20 protein-coding genes are annotated in these 16,841 nt (G+C 71.5%); 4 read left to right on the top strand and 16 right to left on the bottom strand.

Annotation, left to right across the window (positions count from 1 at the left end):
* Nucleotides 1–314 precede the first annotated feature (314 nt).
* Entirely contained in the window at nucleotides 315–1,742 is a 1,428-nt protein-coding gene (locus R2E43_RS28830) for a hypothetical protein (RefSeq protein ID WP_319218109.1), read from the bottom strand.
* 216 nt (nucleotides 1,743–1,958) lie between these two features.
* Between R2E43_RS28830 and R2E43_RS28825 the strand changes: the two genes are divergently transcribed.
* On the top strand, nucleotides 1,959–3,800 hold the full coding sequence (locus R2E43_RS28825) for an endonuclease/exonuclease/phosphatase family protein (protein WP_332056702.1): 1,842 nt from the start codon (nucleotides 1,959–1,961) through the stop codon (nucleotides 3,798–3,800).
* A 30-nt stretch (nucleotides 3,801–3,830) separates the two neighbouring features.
* Here the strand turns inward: R2E43_RS28825 and R2E43_RS28820 are convergent, their stop codons facing one another.
* The 3 genes from R2E43_RS28820 to R2E43_RS28810 all read right to left on the bottom strand — a co-directional run bounded on the left by R2E43_RS28820 (nucleotide 3,831) and on the right by R2E43_RS28810 (nucleotide 5,576).
* On the bottom strand, nucleotides 3,831–4,538 hold the full coding sequence (locus R2E43_RS28820) for an antibiotic biosynthesis monooxygenase (RefSeq protein WP_003976910.1): 708 nt from the start codon (nucleotides 4,536–4,538) through the stop codon (nucleotides 3,831–3,833).
* A 157-nt stretch (nucleotides 4,539–4,695) separates the two neighbouring features.
* On the bottom strand, nucleotides 4,696–5,160 hold the full coding sequence (locus R2E43_RS28815; protein WP_030868597.1) for a DUF3618 domain-containing protein: 465 nt from the start codon (nucleotides 5,158–5,160) through the stop codon (nucleotides 4,696–4,698).
* Complete coding sequence (locus tag R2E43_RS28810; RefSeq protein WP_003976908.1) at nucleotides 5,157–5,576, bottom strand: phage holin family protein; 420 nt, start codon at nucleotides 5,574–5,576, stop codon at nucleotides 5,157–5,159. Before R2E43_RS28810 ends, R2E43_RS28815 begins: the two co-directional genes overlap by 4 nt.
* Nucleotides 5,577–5,757: 181 nt before the next feature.
* Here R2E43_RS28810 and dapA point away from each other — a divergent pair, with 181 nt between their 5' ends.
* Nucleotides 5,758–6,675, top strand: coding sequence for a 4-hydroxy-tetrahydrodipicolinate synthase (dapA, locus tag R2E43_RS28805; protein ID WP_016325946.1), 918 nt, complete (start codon nucleotides 5,758–5,760; stop codon nucleotides 6,673–6,675).
* Here dapA and R2E43_RS28800 read toward each other — a convergent pair.
* Complete coding sequence (locus tag R2E43_RS28800) at nucleotides 6,660–6,926, bottom strand: membrane protein (protein WP_003976906.1); 267 nt, start codon at nucleotides 6,924–6,926, stop codon at nucleotides 6,660–6,662. The two genes, dapA and R2E43_RS28800, sit on opposite strands and share 16 nt — an antisense overlap.
* Before the next feature lie 120 nt (nucleotides 6,927–7,046).
* On the opposite strand from R2E43_RS28800, the gene R2E43_RS28795 reads away from it, so the two are divergent.
* Nucleotides 7,047–7,235: a hypothetical protein gene (locus tag R2E43_RS28795; RefSeq protein WP_332056701.1), complete on the top strand. Its 189-nt coding sequence runs from the start codon at nucleotides 7,047–7,049 to the stop codon at nucleotides 7,233–7,235.
* 55 nt (nucleotides 7,236–7,290) lie between these two features.
* Nucleotides 7,291–8,019 (top strand): DNA alkylation repair protein, encoded by a 729-nt coding sequence (locus R2E43_RS28790; protein WP_332056700.1) that lies wholly within the window; start codon nucleotides 7,291–7,293, stop codon nucleotides 8,017–8,019.
* Between the two features lie 50 nt (nucleotides 8,020–8,069).
* On the opposite strand, the gene dapD is transcribed toward R2E43_RS28790, so the two are convergent.
* The 11 genes from dapD to R2E43_RS28735 all read right to left on the bottom strand — a co-directional run bounded on the left by dapD (nucleotide 8,070) and on the right by R2E43_RS28735 (nucleotide 16,678).
* Complete coding sequence (gene dapD / locus R2E43_RS28785) at nucleotides 8,070–9,059, bottom strand: 2,3,4,5-tetrahydropyridine-2,6-dicarboxylate N-succinyltransferase (RefSeq protein WP_003976903.1); 990 nt, start codon at nucleotides 9,057–9,059, stop codon at nucleotides 8,070–8,072.
* A gap of 9 nt (nucleotides 9,060–9,068) precedes the next feature.
* On the bottom strand, nucleotides 9,069–9,662 hold the full coding sequence (locus tag R2E43_RS28780; RefSeq protein ID WP_003976902.1) for a TetR/AcrR family transcriptional regulator: 594 nt from the start codon (nucleotides 9,660–9,662) through the stop codon (nucleotides 9,069–9,071).
* Nucleotides 9,662–9,982 carry a DMT family transporter gene (locus R2E43_RS28775; protein ID WP_003976901.1) on the bottom strand — a complete coding sequence of 107 codons (321 nt, stop codon included), beginning with the start codon at nucleotides 9,980–9,982 and terminating at the stop codon, nucleotides 9,662–9,664. Before R2E43_RS28775 ends, R2E43_RS28780 begins: the two co-directional genes overlap by 1 nt.
* 118 nt (nucleotides 9,983–10,100) lie before the next feature.
* Nucleotides 10,101–10,433, bottom strand: coding sequence for a metal-sulfur cluster assembly factor (locus R2E43_RS28770; protein ID WP_003976900.1), 333 nt, complete (start codon nucleotides 10,431–10,433; stop codon nucleotides 10,101–10,103).
* Entirely contained in the window at nucleotides 10,430–10,900 is a 471-nt protein-coding gene (gene sufU / locus R2E43_RS28765; protein WP_030868583.1) for a Fe-S cluster assembly sulfur transfer protein SufU, read from the bottom strand. The genes R2E43_RS28770 and sufU overlap by 4 nt, the downstream gene beginning before the upstream one ends.
* A gap of 17 nt (nucleotides 10,901–10,917) precedes the next feature.
* Nucleotides 10,918–12,174 (bottom strand): cysteine desulfurase, encoded by a 1,257-nt coding sequence (locus R2E43_RS28760; protein WP_003976898.1) that lies wholly within the window; start codon nucleotides 12,172–12,174, stop codon nucleotides 10,918–10,920.
* Nucleotides 12,171–12,935 carry a Fe-S cluster assembly ATPase SufC gene (gene sufC, locus R2E43_RS28755; protein ID WP_003976897.1) on the bottom strand — a complete coding sequence of 255 codons (765 nt, stop codon included), beginning with the start codon at nucleotides 12,933–12,935 and terminating at the stop codon, nucleotides 12,171–12,173. Before sufC ends, R2E43_RS28760 begins: the two co-directional genes overlap by 4 nt.
* A 7-nt stretch (nucleotides 12,936–12,942) precedes the next feature.
* Nucleotides 12,943–13,260: a non-heme iron oxygenase ferredoxin subunit gene (locus tag R2E43_RS28750; RefSeq protein ID WP_003976896.1), complete on the bottom strand. Its 318-nt coding sequence runs from the start codon at nucleotides 13,258–13,260 to the stop codon at nucleotides 12,943–12,945.
* A complete protein-coding gene (gene sufD / locus R2E43_RS28745) occupies nucleotides 13,257–14,441 on the bottom strand; it encodes a Fe-S cluster assembly protein SufD (protein WP_030868580.1) in 1,185 nt (394 codons plus the stop codon). The genes R2E43_RS28750 and sufD overlap by 4 nt, the downstream gene beginning before the upstream one ends.
* A gap of 60 nt (nucleotides 14,442–14,501) precedes the next feature.
* Nucleotides 14,502–15,923: a Fe-S cluster assembly protein SufB gene (gene sufB, locus R2E43_RS28740; protein ID WP_003976894.1), complete on the bottom strand. Its 1,422-nt coding sequence runs from the start codon at nucleotides 15,921–15,923 to the stop codon at nucleotides 14,502–14,504.
* The gene (locus R2E43_RS28735; RefSeq protein ID WP_003976893.1) at nucleotides 15,920–16,678 is read right to left on the bottom strand and encodes a helix-turn-helix transcriptional regulator; all 759 of its coding nucleotides are present in this window, start codon (nucleotides 16,676–16,678) and stop codon (nucleotides 15,920–15,922) included. Before R2E43_RS28735 ends, sufB begins: the two co-directional genes overlap by 4 nt.
* Nucleotides 16,679–16,841: the final 163 nt, after the last annotated feature.

Genomic DNA, 16,841 nt, shown 5'->3' with positions numbered 1-16,841 from the left:
GACCTCTCCCCCGCCCTCGGGCCGCCGCCCGCCGCCGCCTGCCGCCTCCTGCCGCGTCCTGTACGCCGCTCGGCCGCCGCCCCGTTCCACTTGCCGCTCGGCCGCCGCCCCGCCCGCGTACGCCGCCCTGGGGCGCTCAGCCCCCTGCTGGGAGCGTGCCTTGAACGCCGCCTTGCGGCGGCCGCCGCCTGCCGCCGCCTGCCGCGTCCCGTACGCCGCTCGGCCGCCGACCCGTTCCACTCGCCGCTCGGCCGCCGACCCGTCCCACTCGGCGCTCGGCCGCCGCCCCGCCCGCGTACGCCGCCCTCGGGCGCTCAGCCGCCCTGCTGGGAGCGTGCCTTGAACGCCGCCTTGCGGGCCTCCTTGGCCACCTTCTTGTCGGGGTGCAGCCGCCCCATCGCCTCCAGGACCTCCGGGGTGGCCGGGTGCTCGACCCGCCAGACCGTGTCGAAGAAGCCGCTGTGCTGCCGGGCGAGACCCTCCACCAGGGCGCGCAGCTCCTCGGAGTTGCCCTCGGCGGCGAGTTGGGCGGCGACGGTGTCGATGGTCAGCCAGAAGACCATCTCCTGCGGCGGCGGCGGGACGTCCCGGGCCCCGTGCTCGGTGAGCCACACCCGGGCGAGGCCGCCCAGTTCGGCGTCGTCGAGGACCTCCCGCAGCGCGGGCTCGGCCTCCGCGCCGACCAGGGAGAGCGCCTGCTGGCAGCGCAGCCGGCGCAGCGGAGCGCCGGGGTCGGTGCCACGGGCCGCCGCGAGGAGTTCGCGGGCGGCGTCGAGCGGGCTCCGCCCGGCCAGCCACAGCTCGGTCTCGGCGTGGGCCGCGGCCGGCGGGAAGGGCGCGGTGCCGTCGAGGAGCGCGTCGGCGCCCTTGTCGGAGAGGTCACCGACGGCGGGCGCCTCGAAACCGGCGTCCAGGAGCCGGGCGCGCAGTCCGTACAGTCCGAGCGGGGTGAGCCGCACCATGCCGTAGCGGGTGACGTCGGCCTCGTCGACGGGGGCGGCGGGCTCCTCGTCGGCGTCGGCCATGAGCGCCTCGTCGACCGGCTGGTACTCGACGAGGCCGACCGGTTCGAGCAGCCGGAACTGGTCGTCCAGGCGCATCATCGCGTCCGACACCTGCTCGAGGACCTCGTTGCTGGGCTCGCCCATGTCGCTGGGCACGATCACGGAGGCGGCCAGCGCCGGCAGCGGCACCGGGGCCTCGCCGGGACCGTCCTCGCCGACGGTGAGCAGGTAGAGGTTGCCGAGCACGCCGTCGAGGAAATCGGACTCGGCCTCGGGGTCCCAGTCGAGGGAGGACAGGTCGACCTCGCCGCCCTCGGCCATCGCGTCGACCAGGCCGTCGAGGTCGGGCACGCTCGCGTCGGCGAGCACGGCCTCCAGCGCGGTGAGCCAGACCCCGAGCACGTCCTGGGGGGAGCCGCCGGTGAGCAGGGCGAGGTCCTCGCCCGCGGCCACGGTGCCCGCCTCCTCGTCGGTGATCTCGACGAGCCCGGTGTCGACGGCGATCCGCCAGGCCTCGCTCGCGTGGGCGGCGGCGTCGTCCCCGCTCAGCCCGAGCTGCTCGGCCGCCGCGGGCAGCTGCTCCTCGACGAGTCCGCCTCCGGCGTCGACACGGGTGCCGGCATCGGCCCAGCGGGCCAGCCGCGCGGCCCGGGCGAGCACCGGCGCGGACAGCGCGTCGCGGGCCAGCTCCGCTTCGGGGCGCAGCCGTGCGGGCGGCAGGGTGGAGCTGTCTGACATCGGATGTTTCTCCTCGCGCGCCTCTTGACCGCCGTACGGCCGGGTCGGGACCGCGTACGACTCAACGGCTCAGCCTAGACGGGTTTCGCCCCATGCCGCCCGGTTCATCTCCCCGACGGGTGGTGTACATGGCCGAAACCTTGACAACTGGCCGGAGCAAGCAGGAGATTGACGCGCGTAGAGTCCCGCGCCACGTCACATCCCCGGAGGGATCCGTTGGCCAGCAAGTCCTCCGCGCGCCTCGCCGCGCTCACCGTCGCCGCCGTCTGTTCGGCGGCGTCCACCGTCGTCCTCACCACGCCCGCGCACGCCGCCTCCGCAGCGGCCGGCCCGGTGCGGATCCACGACGTCCAGGGCAGCACCCGGCTGTCGCCGTACGCCGGCGAGCAGGTCACGGACGTGGCCGGAATCGTCACCGGCGTCCGCGGCTACGGCTCCTCCAAGGGCTTCTGGATGCAGGACCCGCTGCCGGACGCGGATCCGGCCACCAGCGAGGGCGTCTTCGTCTTCACGAGCGGGGCCCCCGAGGTCGCCGTCGGAGACGCGGTCGCCGTCTCCGGGACGGTCTCGGAGTACGTCCCCGGCGGTACGTCGTCGGGGAACCAGTCGCTGACCGAGATCACCCGCCCGACGGTCACCGTCGTCTCGGGCGGCAACGCGATCCCGGCCGCGACGACCGTCTCCGCCCGCTCCGTGCCCCGCGCGTACGCCCCCGAGGGCGACGGGGCGGCGAACGGCTCGGTCAACGCCCTGCCCCTGCGGCCGGGGACGTACGCCCTGGACTACTACGAGTCCCTGGAGGGCATGAACGTCCGGGTCGCCGACGCCCGGGTGGTCGGCGCCTCGGACCCGTACACCGAGCTGTGGGTCACGGTGAAGCCCTGGGAGAACCCGAACCGCCGCGGCGGCACGGTCTACGGCTCCTACGACGACCAGAACACCGGCCGGCTCCAGATCCAGTCGCTGGGCAAGCCGGCCGACTTCCCCGCCGCCGACGTGGGCGACACGCTCGCCGGTACCACCGCCGGTCCGCTGGACTACAACCAGTACGGCGGCTACACCCTGGTCGCGAGCGAGATCGGCGCCCTGGAGAGCGGCGGCACGGAGCGCGAGTCGACGCGCCGGCAGAGCGCGCGCGAGCTGGCGGTGGCGACGTACAACGTCGAGAACCTCGACCCGTCGGACGACACCTTCACCGCGCACGCCGAGACGATCGTGCACCGCCTGAAGTCCCCCGACATCGTGTCCCTGGAGGAGATCCAGGACAACAACGGCGCCACGGACGACGGCACGGTGGCGGCCGACGCGACGGTCGGCAGGCTGATCGACGCGATCGTCGCGGCCGGCGGCCCGCGCTACGACTGGCGGGGCATCGACCCGGTCGACAAGGCGGACGGCGGGCAGCCCGGCGGCAACATCCGGCAGGCGTTCCTGTTCAACCCGGAGCGGGTCTCCTTCACCGACCGCGCGGGCGGCGACGCCACCACGGCGACCGGGGTGCGGAAGGTGCGCGGCAAGGCGGCGCTGACCCACTCCCCCGGCCGGGTGGACCCGGCGAACGAGGCCTGGGAGGACAGCCGCAAGCCGCTGGCGGGCGAGTTCGTCTTCCGCGGCCGGACGGTCTTCGTCGTCGCCAACCACTTCAACTCCAAGGGCGGCGACCAGGGTCTGACGGCGCAGTACCAGCCGCCGTCGCGCGGCTCGGAGACCCAGCGCCACGCCCAGGCGAAGGTGGTGAACACCTTCGTCAAGGAGATCCTGGCCGCCCAGAAGAACGCGGACGTCGTCGCGCTCGGTGACATCAACGACTTCGAGTTCTCGCGGACCGCCCGCATCCTGGAGGGTGACGGGGCCCTGTGGTCGGCGGTGAAGTCGCTGCCGAGGAGCGAGCGCTACTCGTACGTCTACCAGGGCAACAGCCAGGTCCTGGACCAGATCCTGGTCAGCCCCTCGGTCCGCCGCGGCGGCCACCTGTCCTACGACAGCGTGCACGTCAACGCCGAGTTCCACGACCAGATCAGCGACCACGACCCGCAGGTGCTGCGGTTCCGTCCGTAACAGGACCCCGGTGGGGGCGGGTTCGGGGGGTCAGCGGGGCACCAGGCCCAGCGCGTGATCGTAGCGGCTGACCCGGCCGCCCCCGGTCAGGCCCGGCCAGTTCTGCACCCGCTCCCACTGGGGTGTCGTCGAGCCGACACCGTCGCCGGGTGCGGCCAGGGCGTCGAGGTGGGCCTGCGCGCTCTCCCACTCGGCGTAGTTGAGCACGCGCGTGCCGTCGGTGCTGAGGTGGAAGTGGGCGGAGATGCCGCCGGGGTGCGGGTGCGGCTCGCTCTCCAGGGCCTCGAAGACCGCGTCGACCCAGGCGCGCTGCCGGTCGGGGTCGGGCCCCTCGAACTCGATGTCGACGATCACGATGCAGCCGGGCACGACGGCCGCCCGGTCCTCGCGGGCCGTACTGCGGTAGCGCCGGTACCTGCCGAGCCCCAGCCGTTCGATGCCCGGCACGGCGGTGTCGATCTCGTCGACGCGCTCCTGCCGGTGGGTCTTGACGAAGGCTTCGTACGCCTGCTCGCTCGCCCACTGGGAGTGGTGCAGCAGCGTGCTGCCGTCGTGCCCGGTGTAGACGTGGTAACCGCGCAGGTCTTCGGCGGGCCAGGGCCGGCTCTCCCAGGTACGGGCGATGGCGTCGACGGTCTGCCGCTGCCGCTCGGGGGTGCCGACCCGCCAGGTGCTGAAGAAGGGTGCCGAGGCGTCGGGGCGGGCCAGGTCGGGGTGGGTGTCGGTGCGGCGGGTCATGCCGGCCTCCAGTGATCGGTTTCCGTCGGGTGCACGCACCACCCTCCGACCTCGACCAAGGTTGAGGTCAAGCCCCGTCCGGCACCGGTGGGGAGACACATGGGGCGAGGGGCCCCGTCCGGAGCCCCTCGCCCGTACGCCGTTCCCGTGCGCGCGCTCAGCAGTGCCCGTGCTGCCGGCGCCGCACGAGGCTCGCCGCGACCACCACGCCCGCCGCGGCCCCGGCGGCCAGCACGACCCGCGGGTGCCCGAGCCCCGCCCGCACCGCACCGCGCGCCCGCCCGGGCCGCGCGTGCGGCTCCGCGGCACTCTTGGCCCGGCCCGCCTTGGCGTGCGCGGCGTGCCCGGCCCGGCCCGCCTTGTCGTGCACGGTGTGCCCGGCGTGCGCGGCGGAACTGCGCAACTGGACGCTCATCGCGCCCGCCTTGTCCTTCAGGTCGGCGGCCCGGGCCTTGGCGCGGCCCTTCACGTCGGCCTTGCCCGCCAGCTCCTCCACGGTGTCGCCGAGCTGGCCGCGGGTCTGTTCGATCTGCCTCCGCAGCTCGTCGGGGCCCTTGGCCCCGCCGACCGGCTGCTCGGTGGAGCCGCTCCTCGAACCGTCCCGGCTCGTCGCGTCGGTCATCGATGTGCCCTTTCCCTGATCTGGTCCACGTCGGCCCTGACGCTGCCGAGGGTCTCCTCGGGCTTGGGTGGCACGGCCCGGCGGAGCTGGGCGCGACCGGCCATGGCCAGGACGCCGGCGATCACGAAGAGCGCCGCCGTCACGATGAGCGCCGCGGCCCAGACGGGCAGTACCAGCGAGAGCGCGGCGGTGGCCGTGCCGGCCAGGGCGAACAGGCCCACGTAGGCGATGGCGCCCGCGGCACCGAGCATTCCGCCGCCGCGCCCGGCGCGCTTGCCCTTCTCGGCCAGTTCCATCTTGGCGAGGGCCACTTCCTGGCGCACGAGCCGGGAGAGCTGTTCGGTGGCCTGCCCGACGAGTTCGCCCACGGAGTGCTGCTCGTCGCGCACCGGCCTGGTGTGCATGGTTCCGGTCACGGTGTTCCCGCCTCCTCTCGGTTCGGAGCACCCCGGGTACCCCGCGCCGAACGGCGCTACCCCTGCCGGTACCCGCACCGTCCCAGACCCCGGGCTGCCCCCTCACCTTGAAGCATTCGTTACAGATACCTCGTAGCAGAATTAAGTGGAGCTACACTGTCTGGCCGCCGACACTACTCCCATGACGACAGACGACGACTCCGCCCCCTTCGGCCGCAGCCTGTGCGCCATGGTCACGCCCTTCACCGGCTCCGGCGCTCTCGACCTCGACGGTGCCCAGCGGCTCGCCGACCGGCTGGTCGCGCGGGGCTGTGACGGCCTGGTGCTGTCCGGCACCACGGGCGAGTCGCCGACCACCACGGACGCCGAGAAGGCGGCCCTGGTGACGGCGGTCAGGGAGGCGGTCGGGGACCGCGCGGCACTCGTCGCCGGGGTCGGCACCGCGGACACCCGGCACACCGTGGAACTGGCCCTGGCGGCCGAGAAGGCCGGCGCGGACGGACTGCTGGTGGTCGCGCCGTACTACAGCAGGCCGCCGCAGGACGCCCTGGAGGCGCACTTCCGCGAGGTCGCCGACGCGAGCGGCCTGCCCGTGATGCTGTACGACATCCCGGGCCGCACCGGCACCCGTATCGAACCCGACACCGTCGTCCGGCTCGCCGCGCACCCGCGCATCGTCGCCGTCAAGGACTGCGCCTACGACCTCCTCGGCACCCAGAAGGTGCTCTCCCGCACCGGTCTGGCCTACTACGCGGGCTGCGACGAACAGATCCTCCCCCTCTACGCGATCGGAGCGGCGGGGTACGTCAGCACCGTCGCCAACGTCGTGCCGGAGCTGTTCCGGGCCGTCCTCGACGCCTTCGACGCGGGCGACACCGGCCGGGCCGCGCTGCTCCAGCGGCGGGCGGTCCCGCTCGTCGAGTCGATGATGGCGGCCGGTCTGCCCGGCACGGTCACCGCCAAGGCCCTCCTCGGCGCGCTGGGCCTGCCGGCGGGCCCGGTCCGCGCACCGCTGCGGTCCGCGGACCGGGAGACCACCGCCGGTCTGCTGGCGGCCTACGGAGAACTGACCGCCGACGCCGGTCAGTCCCAGGCGTAGCCGTCGCCGAACAGCAGGGTGTGCTCCAGTACGTCCTCCGCCGGGTCGTCGATCTGCCCGACGTGGACGTTGAGGAGCCCCACCCGGGGGCCGTTGTGCGAACCGGTCGTCGTCTCGTCGGCGTGCGCGGCGCCCGCGGCCCACACCGACCCGCAGCACACCAGCACCGCGGCCCCCGCCCCGGCCAGCAGGCGGCGCGCCGCGGCCCTCACCCGCTCGTTCGGCGTCTCGGGCGTGTTCTCAGGCGTCATCCCAGGTCCTCGTCTCGTCGGATCGGCGTCTGATCGGACTCTGCGTCCACCCGTTCATCCGCCAAGACCACCGGAAAGTCACGGGCGGTCATCCGTACGTGCGGGCTACGGTTGCCCGCGATGAGCAGGAGACGCTACGTGGCCCGGGGCGTCCCGGGCGGATACCGGATCTGGGACACCAAGGGCGGCCGCTGGTGGGGCGACCTCTACGAGCTGTGCCCCGACGACCTCCTGACCGAGCTGAACGGAGCGGCCGACCGGGCCCGCGTCACCGCGCTGCTGAAGAGGTACCGGGCCCTGAAACGGTGAGCGCCGTAGGCTGGGCGCCCTCAGGAGACCGACGGGGCGACAGGAGGCGGCCGGGATGCCGGAGAAGACACCGGACAAGACGCCGACCGGGCCGACACTGGCCGAGGTGATGGCCGAGCTGGCCGGGCTCGAGGACCCGCGGATCCGAGCCGTGAACGAGAAGCACGGCGACGACCACGGCGTGCATCTCACCAAGCTGCGCGCGCTCGCGAAGCGCCTGAAGACACAGCCCGAACTCGCACGCACCCTCTGGGCCACGGACGACACCGCCGCACGCCTGCTGGCCCTCCTGGTCTGCCGCCCGAAGTCCTACGGCCGCGACGAACTGGACACCATGCTGCGCCAGGCCCGCACCCCCAAGGTGCACGACTGGCTCGTGAACTACGTGGTGAAGAAGAACCCGCACGCCGAGGAACTGCGTGTGGCCTGGACCGCCGACCCGGACCCGGTGGTCGCGAGCGCCGGCTGGGCGCTGACCACGGAACGCGTGACGAGGAACCCGGCGGGTCTCGACCTCCCGGCCCTGCTGGACACCGTCGAGTCGGAGATGAGCGGCGCCCCGGACCGCCTCCAGTGGGCGATGAACCACTGCCTGGCCCAGATCGGCATCGACCACCCCGAACACCGCGCCCGTGCCCTCACCATCGGCGAGCGCCTCGGCGTCCTCAAGGACTACCCCACTCCCCCGGGCTGCACCTCCCCGTACGCCCCCGCCTGGATCACGGAGATCGTGCGCCGCCAACAGGAGCACGCCACCGCGAAATCCTCCCCCACAGACACCTGAGCGCCCTCCCCGCAACAGCGGCAAAGGGCGCCCGGCGAGCCTGCGCGGGTTCAGTTGTGGCTGTGCAGGATCTCGTTCAGGCCGCCCCACACCGCGTTGTTCGGGCGGGCCTCGACCGTGCCGGTGACCGAGTTGCGGCGGAAGAGGATGTTGGAGGCGCCGGAGAGTTCGCGGGCCTTGACGACCTGGCCGTCGGGCATCGTGACGCGGGTGCCCGCGGTGACGTAGAGGCCGGCCTCGACCACGCACTCGTCGCCCAGGGCGATGCCGACGCCCGCCTCGGCGCCGACCAGGCAGCGCTCCCCGATGACGATCCGGACGTTGCCGCCGCCGGAGAGGGTGCCCATGGTGGAGGCGCCGCCGCCGATGTCGGAGCCGTCGCCGACGACGACGCCCGCGGAGATGCGGCCCTCGACCATCGAGGTGCCCAGCGTGCCGGCGTTGAAGTTGACGAAGCCCTCGTGCATGACCGTGGTGCCCGCGGAGAGGTGCGCGCCGAGCCGCACCCGGTCGGCGTCGGCGATGCGGACGCCCTTGGGGGCGACGTAGTCCGTCATGCGGGGGAACTTGTCGATCGAGGTGACCTGGAGGTGCAGGCCCTCGGCGCGGGCGTTGAGCCGGACCTTCTCGATGTCGTCGACGGCGACCGGGCCGAGCGAGGTCCAGGCGACGTTGGCGAGGTGGGCGAAGATGCCGTCCAGGCTCTGGCCGTGCGGCTTGACCAGGCGGTGGGAGAGCAGGTGCAGGCGCAGGTAGACGTCGTGGGTGTCGACCGGCTTCTCGTCCAGCGAGGAGATGACCGTGCGGACCGCGACCACCTCGACGCCGCGGCGGGCGTCGGGACCGACCGCGGCGGTGGCGCCGCCGCCCAGGAGTTCGGCGGCCTGTTCGGCGGTGAGGCGCTCGGTGCCGGAGGGGCCGGGCTCGTCGGACAGTTCGGGGGCCGGGAACCAGGTGTCGAGAACGGTGCCGTCGGCGGCGATCGTGGCGAGGCCAGCGGCCACGGCGCCGCTGGTGCGGGGAGCAGTCGTGTCGGTCATGAGGGCAACCTAACCGGCCGTCGCCGGTGGATGCGAGCCGGGCCCGCGGCCGTCTCGGGTGGCGGGCACGGGGATCAGGCGGGTCAGCACCTCGCGGGCGTACTCCTCGTCGTACGGCGTGTCCGTCAGCAGGACCTGGAGGCAGATGCCGTCGAGTACCGCGACCAGGGCGCGGGCCGTGGTGGGGTCGGTGCGGGCGGCGAGCAGGGCGCCCACGCCCTCGGCCCACTCGGCGGCGACCGGGCGCAGCGCGGGGCGGCGCAGGGCGGCGAGGTACAGCTCGTACTCCAGCTCCACGCCGGTGCGGTCGCCGCCCAGCCATTCGCCGAGGACGCGGGCGAGTTCGCCGGACAGGTCGGCTTCGGGGTCGGACAGGGCGGGGTGCGCCGCGACGACGCGGGCGAAACCCTCGTTGGCCTGGCGCAGGGCGGCGACCATGAGGTCGTCCAGGGTCGCGAAGTGGTAAGTCGTGGAGCCGAGCGGCACGTCCGCCTCGGCGGCGACGGTGCGGTGGCTGAGGCCGGCGATGCCCTTCTGTCCGACGACTCGGATCGCCGCGTCGATGATGCGCTGGCGGCGCTCCGGGTCGTGGCGGCGGGGCATCAGTGCGCTCCGCCCAGATTGAGGACGACGACGCCGATGATGATCAGCGCGATGCCGGCGGCCTTGGTGAGGGTCATCCCCTCACCCATGAAGGCCACGCCGATGGTGGCGATGGCCGCCGTGCCGACCCCGGCCCAGATGGCGTAGGCCGTGCCGACGGCGAGGATCTTCAGGGTCTGGGCGAGCAGCGCGAAGGAGAGGACGTACGCCAGGGCCGTCAGCAGAGACGGCACGAGCCTGCTGAAGCCCTCGCTGTACTTCATGGCGGTGGTGCCGGCAACCTCGGCGGCGATGGCTCCGGCCAGGAGCAGGTATCCCATGTGTACGAGCGTACATAACGACGGACGCGGACGGGTGCGGACATGAGAAACGGCGGCACCCGAAGGTGCCGCCGTTCTCCGCGACAGTGCTGCCGGTGTGGCGCAGACGTTGAACTGCTCAGACGTTGAACCCCAGCGCGCGCAGCTGCTCGCGGCCGTCGTCCGTGATCTTGTCGGGGCCCCACGGCGGCATCCAGACCCAGTTGATGCGCAGCTCGCTGACGAGGCCGTCCGTGGCGGACTTGGCCTGGTCCTCGATCACGTCGGTCAGCGGACAGGCCGCCGACGTCAGGGTCATGTCGACGGTGGCGATGTTCGCGTCGTCGACGTGGATGCCGTAGATCAGGCCGAGGTTGACGACGTCGATGCCCAGCTCGGGGTCCACGACGTCCATCAGGGCCTCGCGGAGCTCCTCCTCCGAGGCCGGCTTCATCTCCAGGGTCTCGCTCATGCCGTCGTCTCCTTCTCGGCGTCGGCGCCGTCCAGCGCCTGGGCGGTCGCGTCCTTCCAGGCCATCCAGCTCAGCAGGGCGCACTTGACCCGGGCCGGGTACTTCGAGACCCCGGCGAACGCGACCGCGTCCTCCAGGACCTCCTCCATCGCGTCGTCGGGCTCGATCCTACCCTTGGACTGCATCAGCTCCAGGAAGGTCTCCTGGATCCGCTGCGCCTGGGCGAGGTCCTTGCCGACCAGCAGGTCGTTCAGCACGGAGGCGCTCGCCTGGCTGATGGAGCAGCCCTGGCCCTCGTAGCTGACGTCGCTGATCGTCGTGCCGTCGTACTTCACGCGGAGCGTGATCTCGTCGCCGCATGTCGGGTTGACGTGGTGGACCTCGGCGTCGCCATCCCGCAAGCCCCGCCCGTGCGGGTTCTTGTAGTGGTCCAGGATGACTTCCTGGTACATGGAGTCCAGCTTCATGCTCTTCGCTCGTCCCGTCAGCCGAAGAAGTTCCGTACGTGCTCCAGGCCGTCGACCAGTGCGTCGATCTCGGCCGGCGTGGAGTACAGATAGAACGACGCTCGCGTGGTCGCAGGAATTCCGTAACGCAGGCAGACGGGGCGGGCGCAGTGGTGGCCGACCCGGACCGCGATGCCCTGCTCGTCGAGGACCTGGCCCACGTCGTGCGGGTGGATGTCCCCCAGCGTGAAGGAGATCGCCGCGCCGCGCTCCTCGGCCGTGGTGGGGCCGATGATGCGCAGGTCCGGGACCTCCAGCAGGCGCTTGACGGCGTACTCGGTCAGCGCGTGCTCGTGGGCGAGGATCTTGTCCATGCCGATCGAGTTGAGGTAGTCGATCGCCGCGCCGAGACCGACCGCCTGGGCGACCGGGGGCGTGCCCGCCTCGAACTTGTGCGGGGCCGGGGCGTAGGTGGAGGAGTGCATCGAGACGGTCTCGATCATCTCGCCGCCGCCGAGGAACGGCGGGAGGTCCTCGAGGAGCTCCTGGCGCCCCCACAGCACGCCGATGCCGGTCGGGCCGCACATCTTGTGGCCGGTGAAGGCCACGAAGTCGGCCTGGAGGGCCTGCACGTCCAGCGGCATGTGCGGCGCGGCCTGGGAGGCGTCGATGCAGACCAGCGCACCGACCTCCTGGGCGCGGCGCACGATCGCCTCGACCGGGTTCTGGGTGCCCAGGATGTTGGAGACCAGCACGAAGGAGACGACCTTCGTCTTCTCGGTGATGACCTCGTCGATGTTGGACAGGTCCAGGCGGCCGTCGTCCGTGAGGCCGAACCAGCGGAGCTTCGCACCGGTGCGCTGCGCCAGCAGCTGCCACGGCACGATGTTGGAGTGGTGCTCCATCTCCGTGATGACGATCTCGGTCTCGTGGTCCACGCGGTAGGGGTCGTCGGCCCAGCCCAGCATGTTCGCGACCAGGTTGAGGGACTCCGAGGCGTTCTTGGTGAAGATCACCTCGTCGCGCGAGGGCGCGTTGATGAACTCCGCGACCTTGTCACGCGCGCCCTCGTACAGCGCCGTGGCCTCCTCGGCGAGGACGTGCACGCCGCGGTGGACGTTGGCGTTGTAGCGCTCGTAGTACTCGCTGAGCGCGTCCAGCACCTGCCGCGGCTTCTGGCTGGTCGCCGCGTTGTCCAGGTACACGAGCTTGTGCCCGTCGTGGACCTGGCGGTCCAGGATGGGGAAGTCCTTGCGGATCGCCTCTGTGTCGAGGAGGCCCGGCAGCTGTGTCACTCGGATGCGCCGCCCTTCGTGTATGCCTCGTAGCCCTCGGCCTCCAGCTTGTCGGCCAGCTCGGCGCCGCCGGACTCGGCGATGCGGCCGTTGGCGAAGACGTGGACGTAGTCGGGCTTGATGTAGCGCAGGATGCGCGTGTAGTGCGTGATCAGCAGGGTGCCGACCTCGCCGGTCTCCCGGACGCGGTTGACGCCCTCGGAGACGACGCGCAGGGCGTCGACGTCCAGGCCGGAGTCGGTCTCGTCGAGGATCGCGACCTTCGGCTTGAGCAGCTCCAGCTGGAGGATCTCGTGGCGCTTCTTCTCACCGCCGGAGAAGCCCTCGTTGACGTTGCGCTCGGCGAAGGCGGGGTCCATGTTGAGGCGCTCCATGGCCTCCTTGACCTCCTTGACCCAGTGCCGCAGCTTGGGGGCCTCGCCGCGGACGGCGGTGGCGGAGGTGCGCAGGAAGTTGGAGACCGAGACGCCGGGGACCTCGACCGGGTACTGCATGGCGAGGAACAGGCCGGCGCGGGCGCGCTCGTCGACGGACATCTCCAGGACGTCCTCGCCGTCGAGGGTGACGGTGCCGCCGGTGATCGTGTACTTCGGGTGACCCGCGAGGGAGTAGGCGAGGGTCGACTTGCCGGAGCCGTTGGGGCCCATGATGGCGTGCGTCTCGCCCTGCTTCACGGTGAGGTCGACGCCCTTGAGGATCTCCTTCGTGGCGTTGTCGGCCTCGACGGTGACGTGCAGGTCTCGGATTTCAAGCGTTGCCATGGGTGCCTCAGGACTCCTGGGTGAGGGAGACGAGCACGTCGTCCCCTTCGATCTTTACGGGGTATACGGGGACGGGGCGCGTCGCCGGCAGACTGTCGGGCTTGCCGGAGCGGAGGTCGAAGCGCGAGCCGTGCAGCCAGCACTCGATGTGGCAGTCGTCGACCTCGCCCTCGGCCAGCGAGACGTTCGCGTGCGAGCAGATGTCGTGAATGGCGAACAGCTCGCCCTCGGTCCGCACGACGGAGATCGGCGTGCCGTCGAGTTCCACCCGCTTGGGGGTGTCCTCCTCCAGCTCGTCCGCTCCACAGACGCGTACGAAGGTCATGCGACCGACGCCTCCAGCTCTTGCGCGATCTTGGCGAGGAGGCGCTCCTCGATGTCCGCGACGCCGATCTGCTGGACCAGCTCGGCGAAGAAGCCGTGGACCACCAGGCGGCGGGCGTCCAGCTCGGGGATGCCGCGCGCCATCAGGTAGAAGAGCTGCTCGTCGTCGAAGCGGCCGGTGGCGGAGGCGTGACCGGCGCCGACGATCTCGCCGGTCTCGATCTCCAGGTTCGGCACCGAGTCGACCCGCGCGCCGTCGGTGAGGACGAGGTTGCGGTTCATCTCGTAGGTGTCGGTGCCCTCGGCCGCGGCCTCGATGAGCACGTCGCCGATCCACACCGCGTGCGCGTCGTCGCCCTGGAGCGCGCCCTTGTAGACGGCGTTGGACTTGCAGTGCGGGACGTTGTGGTCGACCAGGAGGCGGTGCTCCTGGTGCTGGCCGGCGTCGGTGAAGTACAGGCCGAACAGCTCGGCCTCGCCGCCGGGTCCGGCGTAGGCCACGCGCGGGTGCAGCCGGACCAGGTCGCCGCCGAAGGTGACGACGAAGGACTTGAAGGTCGCGTCGCGGCCGACCAGGGCGTTGTGCTGGCCGACGTGGACCGCCTTGTCGTCCCAGTCCTGGACGGAGACGACCGTCAGCTTGGCGCCGTCGCCCAGGACGTAGTCGACGTTGGCGGCGAGCACCGCGTCGCCGGTGTGGTCGATGACGACCACGGCCTCGGCGAAGGCACCCAGCTCGACGACCTGGTGGGCGTAGGCGGTGCCGCCCTCGCCGTGCACGGCGATGCGGATCGGCTCGGTGAGGACCGTCTCCTTGGGGACGGTGATCACGCCGGCCTTCTCGAACGCCGAGTAGGCCTGGGCGGCGACCCGGTCCACGGGGGTCCCGGCCCTGCCGATGCGCGCGTCGTCGCGGCCGACGGTCTCGACGACGACGCCCTCGGGCGCCTCGATGTCGACCTTCACGCCGTCGCCGGTGGCGACGGCGGTGCCGTCGTGCAGCCCGCGCAGCCGCTCCAGCGGGGTGAACCGCCATTCCTCCTCGCGGCCGTGGGGGACCGGGAAGTCCGCCACGTCGAAGGACGCGGGCGCGCTCATGCGCGTGGCGACGGTCGACTCGGCGGCCACCGCGATCTGGCCCGCGGTGGTGGACCCCACGGGGATGTTCTGAGCCTCAGCCATGGCTGTCGGTCTGCTCTCTTCCTACGTTCCTGGATCTGGTGACTGCGGTGGGGGCGGGGGTCAGCCGACCGCGCCCTCCATCTGCAGCTCGATCAGCCGGTTGAGCTCGAGGGCGTACTCCATGGGCAGCTCCTTGGCGATCGGCTCGACGAAGCCGCGCACGATCATCGCCATCGCCTCGAACTCGCTCAGACCGCGGCTCATCAGGTAGAAGAGCTGGTCCTCGGAGACCTTGGAGACGGTCGCCTCGTGGCCCATGGACACGTCGTCCTCGCGGACGTCCACGTAGGGGTACGTGTCGGAGCGGGAGATGGTGTCGACCAGCAGCGCGTCGCACAGCACGTTCGACTTGGAACCGTGGGCGCCCTCGCCGATCTCGACGAGACCGCGGTAGGAGGTGCGGCCGCCGCCGCGCGCCACGGACTTCGAGACGATGTTGGAGGAGGTGTTCGGCGCCATGTGGACCATCTTGGAGCCGGCGTCCTGGTGCTGGCCCTCGCCCGCGAAGGCGATGGAGAGGGTCTCGCCCTTGGCGTGCTCGCCCATCAGGTAGACGGCCGGGTACTTCATCGTCACCTTGGAGCCGATGTTGCCGTCGATCCACTCCATGGTCGCGCCCTCGTACGCCACGGCGCGCTTGGTGACCAGGTTGTAGACGTTGTTCGACCAGTTCTGGATGGTCGTGTAGCGGCAGCGGGCGTTCTTCTTGACGATGATCTCGACGACCGCGGAGTGCAGCGAGTCCGACTTGTAGATCGGCGCGGTGCAGCCCTCGACGTAGTGCACGTAGGCACCCTCGTCGACGATGATCAGGGTCCGCTCGAACTGGCCCATGTTCTCCGTGTTGATGCGGAAGTAGGCCTGGAGCGGGATCTCGACGTGCACGCCCTTCGGCACGTAGATGAAGGAGCCGCCGGACCACACGGCGCTGTTCAGCGAGGCGAACTTGTTGTCACCGACGGGGATGACGGTGCCGAAGTACTCCTTGAAGAGCTCCGGGTGCTCCTTCAGGGCCGTGTCGGTGTCCAGGAAGATGACGCCCTGCTCCTCCAGGTCCTCGCGGATCTGGTGGTAGACGACCTCGGACTCGTACTGCGCGGCGACACCGGCGACGAGGCGCTGCTTCTCCGCCTCGGGGATGCCGAGCTTGTCGTACGTGTTCTTGATGTCCTCGGGCAGGTCCTCCCAGGACTCCGCCTGCTTCTCCGTGGAGCGCACGAAGTACTTGATGTTGTCGAAGTCGATCCCCGACAGGTCCGAGCCCCAGTTCGGCATGGGCTTCTTCTCGAAGAGGCGCAGGCCCTTGAGACGGAGCTTGGTCATCCACTCCGGCTCGTTCTTCTTCGCGGAGATGTCGCGGACGACGTCCTCGTTGATGCCGCGCTTGGCAGAGGCGCCGGCCGTGTCGGAGTCGGCCCAGCCGTATTCGTACTTGCCCAGGCCCTCGAGCTCGGGGTGAGCAGTCTCCGTGGGGAGAGTCATGCGGGGTTCCTCCCGGCCGTGCTTGCAGATGCGTTAGCGGTGTTCTCGGACGCGCGCGCCGGGGGTGGCGCGTGCGAAGTCTTCGGAATGAACGTGGTGCAGACCCCGTCGCCGTGCGCGATGGTCGCGAGCCGCTGTACATGCGTACCGAGCAGCTCGGCGAAAAATTCCGTCTCCGCCTCGCACAGCTGCGGGAACTGCTCCGCGACGTGGGCGACCGGGCAGTGGTGCTGGCACAGCTGCTCGCCCTGCTGGGGGTGGGGTGCGCTCCGCGCGGTAGCAGCGTACCCGTCCTCGCTCAGGGCCTTGGCCAGCGCTTCCGCGCGCTTCTCGGCGGGGACGGACTCGACGGCCGCGCGGTACGCGCCCGACTGGGCGGCGATCCGGGCGCGGGCGAAGGCGGCGATCGCCTGCTCCCCGCCCTCCTGCTCGGCGATCCAGCGCAGGGCGTCGGCGGCCAGCTTGTCGTACGACTGGTCGAAGGCGTCCCGGCCGCAGTCGGTGAGCGCGAAGACCTTGGCGGGCCGCCCGCGCGTGCGCGCGCCGTAGACCCGCTGCTCACGAGGCTCTACCACGTCGTCGGCGACCAGGGCGTCGAGATGGCGCCGGACGGCGGCCTGGGTCAGGCCCAGGCGTCCGGCGAGCTCGGCGACAGTGGACGGCCCGTGGTCCAGGATGGAGCGCGCGACCCGGTTGCGGGTGGACCGCTCACCGGTCGCGAGTTCCTCCTGCGGAGCCTCACCGACGTTTTTCACAACGCCATTGTTGCGTAATTCCTCCGGGGCGGGCAACCCGCGTCCCGATCACCGGACGGTGCCCTGCGTCACTTAGGCATACCTAAGGTGACCTGCGGAAACGATCTTTGATCGATCGCCCGCCGGGCAATCCGCTGGCGTCCGCGGCCGGCTTCCGGAACAC

Origin of the sequence: Streptomyces violaceoruber (assembly GCF_033406955.1) — a bacterium.
In the GTDB taxonomy this organism is placed as follows: Bacteria; Actinomycetota; Actinomycetes; order Streptomycetales; family Streptomycetaceae; genus Streptomyces; species Streptomyces violaceoruber.
The sequence above is the reverse complement of the archived record's forward strand: the minus strand, read 5'-3'. Positions and strand labels throughout refer to the sequence as shown.

Bases quoted from the DNA above. Each gene is read 5' to 3' on its own strand.
- sufU (WP_030868583.1), bottom strand. From the start codon at position 10,900: ATGAAGCTGGACTCCATGTACCAGGAAGTCATCCTGGACCACTACAAG.
- R2E43_RS28790 (WP_332056700.1), top strand. From the start codon at position 7,291: ATGCCGGAGAAGACACCGGACAAGACGCCGACCGGGCCGACACTGGCC.
- R2E43_RS28830 (WP_319218109.1), bottom strand. From the start codon at position 1,742: ATGTCAGACAGCTCCACCCTGCCGCCCGCACGGCTGCGCCCCGAAGCG.
- sufB (WP_003976894.1), bottom strand. From the start codon at position 15,923: ATGACTCTCCCCACGGAGACTGCTCACCCCGAGCTCGAGGGCCTGGGC.
- R2E43_RS28795 (WP_332056701.1), top strand. From the start codon at position 7,047: ATGAGCAGGAGACGCTACGTGGCCCGGGGCGTCCCGGGCGGATACCGG.
- sufC (WP_003976897.1), bottom strand. From the start codon at position 12,935: ATGGCAACGCTTGAAATCCGAGACCTGCACGTCACCGTCGAGGCCGAC.
- dapD (WP_003976903.1), bottom strand. From the start codon at position 9,059: ATGACCGACACGACTGCTCCCCGCACCAGCGGCGCCGTGGCCGCTGGC.
- sufD (WP_030868580.1), bottom strand. From the start codon at position 14,441: ATGGCTGAGGCTCAGAACATCCCCGTGGGGTCCACCACCGCGGGCCAG.
- R2E43_RS28770 (WP_003976900.1), bottom strand. From the start codon at position 10,433: ATGAGCGAGACCCTGGAGATGAAGCCGGCCTCGGAGGAGGAGCTCCGC.
- R2E43_RS28815 (WP_030868597.1), bottom strand. From the start codon at position 5,160: ATGACCGACGCGACGAGCCGGGACGGTTCGAGGAGCGGCTCCACCGAG.
- R2E43_RS28800 (WP_003976906.1), bottom strand. From the start codon at position 6,926: ATGACGCCTGAGAACACGCCCGAGACGCCGAACGAGCGGGTGAGGGCC.
- dapA (WP_016325946.1), top strand. From the start codon at position 5,758: ATGACGACAGACGACGACTCCGCCCCCTTCGGCCGCAGCCTGTGCGCC.
- R2E43_RS28820 (WP_003976910.1), bottom strand. From the start codon at position 4,538: ATGACCCGCCGCACCGACACCCACCCCGACCTGGCCCGCCCCGACGCC.
- R2E43_RS28775 (WP_003976901.1), bottom strand. From the start codon at position 9,982: ATGGGATACCTGCTCCTGGCCGGAGCCATCGCCGCCGAGGTTGCCGGC.
- R2E43_RS28750 (WP_003976896.1), bottom strand. From the start codon at position 13,260: ATGACCTTCGTACGCGTCTGTGGAGCGGACGAGCTGGAGGAGGACACC.
- R2E43_RS28780 (WP_003976902.1), bottom strand. From the start codon at position 9,662: ATGCCCCGCCGCCACGACCCGGAGCGCCGCCAGCGCATCATCGACGCG.